General features: G+C 34.7%; 3 protein-coding genes and 1 pseudogene. 1 reads left to right on the plus strand and 3 read right to left on the minus strand.

Annotation, left to right across the window (positions count from 1 at the left end; all coding sequences use genetic code 11):
* Positions 1 to 161, plus strand: a pseudogene (locus tag BLO51_RS28960) (transposase); the annotation flags it as partial.
* Positions 162 to 254: 93 nt separating this feature from the next.
* On the opposite strand, the gene BLO51_RS28100 reads toward BLO51_RS28960, so the two are convergent.
* The 3 genes from BLO51_RS28100 to BLO51_RS29575 form a co-directional block, all read right to left on the minus strand.
* Positions 255 to 3,689, minus strand: a complete 3,435-nt coding sequence (locus tag BLO51_RS28100) for an nSTAND3 domain-containing NTPase (protein WP_167670372.1) — start codon at positions 3,687 to 3,689, stop codon at positions 255 to 257.
* A gap of 474 nt (positions 3,690 to 4,163) precedes the next feature.
* Positions 4,164 to 4,751: an ATPase gene (locus BLO51_RS28105; protein ID WP_090677425.1), complete on the minus strand. Its 588-nt coding sequence runs from the start codon at positions 4,749 to 4,751 to the stop codon at positions 4,164 to 4,166.
* Positions 4,744 to 4,920: a hypothetical protein gene (locus BLO51_RS29575; RefSeq protein WP_167670373.1), complete on the minus strand. Its 177-nt coding sequence runs from the start codon at positions 4,918 to 4,920 to the stop codon at positions 4,744 to 4,746. The genes BLO51_RS28105 and BLO51_RS29575 overlap by 8 nt, the downstream gene beginning before the upstream one ends.
* Between the last annotated feature and the right edge of the window lie 255 nt (positions 4,921 to 5,175).

The raw sequence follows: 5,175 nt of genomic DNA on the forward strand, positions 1-5,175 counted from the left end.
GTACAAGGCAAGATGGGGCATCGAAGTTTTCTTCCGATGGATCAAGCAAAACTTGAATGTCCCTGTTCTGTTTGGATCCACGAAAAATGCCGTATTCAACCAGTTGTTCGCTGCACTCATGACGTATGTCGTCTTGAGATGGCTATATGACCATTCCAAATCGCTCATCATCGCTTGCAAGTCCATGCCACTCATCCGATTTAAGGAACTCATGCAAGAGAATCAATTCCAGGCGGAATGGCTCATTGCTGTTACTAAGATTCTGGATAAATACGTCTATTTCTCACGTCTTGATATCCCAAAAGTTGGTTAATCAACAGGCGTGCTCGTATATATACTTTAACCGCAGCTTTATCCAATTTTAACTTCGAAACTATTTCCATGTTTTCAATTTCCGCAAAATTGATATGATACACTTCTCCCCTTTTATCTTGAACTAATTCAAATCTTTCCTCAGTATATTTCATTTGTTCCTCTGAAAATTTTTCAGGGACCAGATCATCAGTGCAAGCCATCCCTAAACTTTCGATTAGTCTCCATACAGGTTGAACCAATGTCACGCTACCAACATTTTCACCATGCTTATTTATCTCAGCCCTAAAGTGTAGATCATTAAGAATATTTGCCACCGTTTCTAACGTTGTTTCTCTTTTTATTAATTCGTAGTATGATTGGAGCATCGGAAGCACATAGTGCTCTAAATAATCAGCCGAATCTAATTCAAGGAACATTTTAAAAAAGATCTTTTCCCAATGAGAATTCTCATAATAGTAAAATCCAAATTCACCTAGATATGTATTAACCTCCACTAGACCTTCTTTGTTTTTTCTAATCCGTAGTTTTGACCACTCATTTGCCATATCCACAGAGTTGTAGTAATCTATCTTTTCTTCTTTTTCCATATTTGCTACTGACAAACCATAAGGAATCATAACAAGCAAAATATTAACTAATTCGTACCATCTGCCTTGCTTAACAAACAAGCCACTCTCAACTAACTGCTCAAAATATCGTTCCTCGTACTCAAAATATAATATATAAGCTTCTGTTGACATTATTTCTTCTTTGGTTAACAGTGCATTCTCACGATACATAACATCAGGACACATTTCTATAAGAAAACCTATTATTTTCTTTTGAGAAATACCACTATTCATTGTAATTCCAGCTATTAATTGTGCAATAAACAAAAGTGCATTCTTGCTTATTCCTCCGCTTTGAAGCAAGTTTCTTTCTAAAAATAAAAATGATTTTTCATCTTCTATAAATTCACGAATATACCAGTAATCTTCGCTTTGTTGTATTTCTATCAGTTCATTTTTCAATGACTCATTTATACTACTGTTGCGAATAAAATCTTGTACATCCTCTTCCCAGAGGTATGATTCCTCACCTAATATTTCTTTTTCATAAATATCAACAATTTGATTATAGGCTAGCTCCAATTCTTGATGCTCATCATCCTCTAGATCATAATCTTCGTTCTCATCCGTAATCTCATCTTCTAAGTAACTGGAAAATTGCTCAACCATTTCTTTAATTCTCTCTGTGTAGGGAAGTCCGTACTTGCTCAATTGTTGTGGTATTTCGTTACATAGATACTTATAATGTATCACATCATTCATTTCTACAACAAAGTTCAATGCGTTTTCATAATAAATTTCAATGTGATCTTGAATGGAACATCTATATTTCATAAGAAAATCGCGATATTCTTCTGGAAAAATTACTTCAAAATAATCCAACTCTAAAAATCTTACTTCATTACATACTCTCTCAAAGTATATTGAAATAATGTTTAGACCATTAAAGTTTATTCCATTCTCAAAACATCGTTTTATTACCCTGGGGTATATTTCTAGATCGTACGTCTCGATGCGCATCCATTTATTTTTCATTTGTTCATTGAATTGCTCTATAAAATTATCAAAAAAATCATGGTACTCACGCAACTTATTTTTTTTGTAACGACAAACTAAATCAAAAAAACGAGAAAGTCTGGTTTCCCGCAAACTCTCTTCGTAATATTCATATTCGTTTCCATCTAAATATTCGCTATAATCTGCCAAAATCATAGGCATTGTTTCAAAATTTTCAATGCATCTTTTCATTAACATATTATATTTTCCGTCTGATAGCTCATCGGAATAGTGATTTATTAGATATAGCAGTTGTCCATAATAGTAGCTTCCATTTAATAAAACATTAAAGTAGTGATCTATATGCCTACGTAAATAATTAAATATGTAATCCTTCGCTGATGGATTTTGGAACTTAATGATAATGCTCCCATCTTCAAGTGCTACCGATTTAATAACCGTTTTTTCTAATTCCTCAAAACATTCCTTAAAGTTCTTTTTCTCTATAACTCCTTGCAATTGCTCCAAACATTTGTTGTACGTTTTCTTTGCATGATCACTTAAAGATGGTATCGGTGAAATCAACAATATAACAGAAAGCAGTTTTGCCTCAGCAGACAGATTGTTAAATATGGCATGCCAAAAGTTTTCCGGGCTCTCCAAATAGCCCCAAAAACGTTCCAGACATTCCTCAGGATGTTCATCTATCTCAACATTCTGTAGAAACATTTCAATGACCCTTGGATTGTAATTGGCATGTCTCACAATTTCTTTATGTTGGCCAAATAGTTCTTTTGTCTGTGGCCAACTTAATTTTGACTGCTTTAAGTGTCCAAAAAAGATCCTAGCTTTTTCAACATCGCTATATTCATCCAGTCTGCATTCTAACTTGTGTTTTTCAACTACTTCCTTAAGATCGGCATGCTTTTCCAAACCTTGTTTTAATACATATTCCCTTGTTGTCAAGATTAAAACGCATTCCCTTTCATCCTTAATTCTCTCTAAAATTTTGGCCAGTCTCTTTTCATCTCTTCCAGCTAACGAACTTTCTTGAAAGATACTTCCCCAAAAATCGTCAAAAATAATAACTTTCCTTTTTGAGCTTCTTTGTGCAGTATAAATATCGTCTACCGATTTAACCCAAAAGAAATTATTGTATCCTCTGTATTGTATAAAATATTTCGCTAACTGATATGCAAGCGATGTCTTCCCCATCCCCGGTTCCCCTGATATGAGGATAGCCCTTTCTTGTTCCAGTTTTTTCAATGCCTTGCCATACACTTGAGTTTCTACAAAAACTTCTGATCTTCTTAGAGCTTCTTCGAATTCTTTAATCGATTCTTGCAAAAGAACGCTGTTGAATGTGCTATTTAACATATTTTGAAGTATATTCGTGTTTGGCATCCATAATTTCTGGTAGTTCTTTTCAATTGATTTATACAACTCTTGCCCAAGCAAGTTATTAAAATCTTCTTCAGTTAAAATATCATCACTATTTATTATATATGGGTAAAATAGCTCTGTTATTTCATCTTTCTGTTTCCTTGACAGATTCATAGCAACTCCCAAAATATACCTGTCTGGATTTATTATTTCAATCTTCTCTTTTTCTCTTTTAAGTAGACGAAGAAGTGACCGAAAGTCACATTTTGTTCTTTTTGCTTGAAGAACCAAGGAATAATTTTCGTGGAAGTATCCTCCATCTACCCCCTGATCCTTTCCCTCTTTATACGACTCTAAAGTGATACCTTCTCTAATTTGTACAATATCCCTAACAAATTTTTGGAATTCCAAAGGTTCGAATGATTTATGAAAATCATAACTGGGCACCATATTCCTCCTATTCTTTGTTTCGTTGGTTCAGATACATACGGCCAGTATCAAATTCAACAATACTCTACTTCCAAATTAATTATGAAATTTAATTTCCCCATTATTTACGCCAACTATAATTATATTTCTTATTATTTACTTTGAAAATATATCTAAAAAAAGAAAATCAAAGCAAGAAACTAACACTCAGAATAACCATGCTTACAGAGAGACACCGATGGTTTATATTACTCCTCCCCTTCTTTTTTAATCATATATGCGTAAAAGAAAGAGCCATAAATAAACCAAAATGGTTTCTTATAGCTCCCTAATCATTATCAATAATTTGGCTTTCACTGCTCAATGACATCGGAAAGTGACTTGATATCTTGTATTCGCCATTGCTGCGGCAACAAACTGCATAGATTCCTGTCGAGTCAGCAATCAATAAAAAATATGAAGAGGAATGGACAAAAACGAAGGGTTTGGTTTTCAAATTGTAAGATGTTCCTTAATATTTTGAACCCATAACGGGAGTGGGGTAACCTGATATCTCAGGATACGATGTTCTACTTGCAACACAATTTCACCAGTTGCCTGGCTATTGTCAATAACGACCAAATGGTCAATAAGATGTAGATGAGATAGAAGATTATTTATTGACGTTGTATGCCTTCGTATAATGTCTTCTGTTGGTATATTGTGACCGCCATTTCGAACTCGCGCGGCAACACGTTCGATATTTAGCCGATAATCACCAAGTCCCACGTAAAACATCATCACTTCAAAATCGTTAGCCTTGGCATCCCGCATAAGTCGTATTACATTTCCACCTGCTAGCGTTGTTTCTATAGAAAAATCACGAGTATGGCCTATACAGTCCCTAGCCAGTTTGATCGCTTCTTTACCCGCGGATACTTTGCGACGATCCGGTTGATCTGCATCAAAACTGCGGGCCAGGGAATCAGGATCGATATTAATACTGATACCAAGCCTGTCTACAATCAAATTTCGAATTGTACTTTTACCACTGCCATTATTCCCAGCAAATACATACAGCATTGAAGAAGGCTCATTCATGAGTTACACCCGGATCTTTTACTGGTACGATTTCGCCATTTGCGTATTCTCTGACGATTTGACCTTTATCTGTTTTATATACAATGTAAGTCCCATTTGCTTTTGCATCCAATTTTGCACGTTCACCAGTAAGCTTGATTAGTTTGCTTAAATCTTGAACCCGATTCATGCCATTTCACCTTCCACCTGTATGCAATCTTTCTCTTATTATAACATAATCATTGTGTGGATATTTCGCCAAGATCATTTTGATTTGTTCGAACCATCATATAATAAATATGGAACAATTATCACTGGGTGTAATTAAAAGTACAAACCTTGTAAAAATAATTAGGGCGTGTCTGAAAACTCATGATAGTGGAACTACTTCAACAAAATCATGGCAGAAGCCAAAAAAGCAAAGCTCAAAAAGTTTCGAGAAAGT

It is taken from the genome of Paenibacillus tianmuensis (assembly GCF_900100345.1).
In the GTDB taxonomy this organism is placed as follows: domain Bacteria; phylum Bacillota; class Bacilli; order Paenibacillales; family NBRC-103111; genus Paenibacillus_G; species Paenibacillus_G tianmuensis.

Coding starts and splice junctions, on each gene's coding strand:
- BLO51_RS28105 (WP_090677425.1), bottom strand. CDS start 4,751: ATGAATGAGCCTTCTTCAATGCTGTATGTATTTGCTGGGAATAATGGC.
- BLO51_RS29575 (WP_167670373.1), bottom strand. CDS start 4,920: ATGAATCGGGTTCAAGATTTAAGCAAACTAATCAAGCTTACTGGTGAA.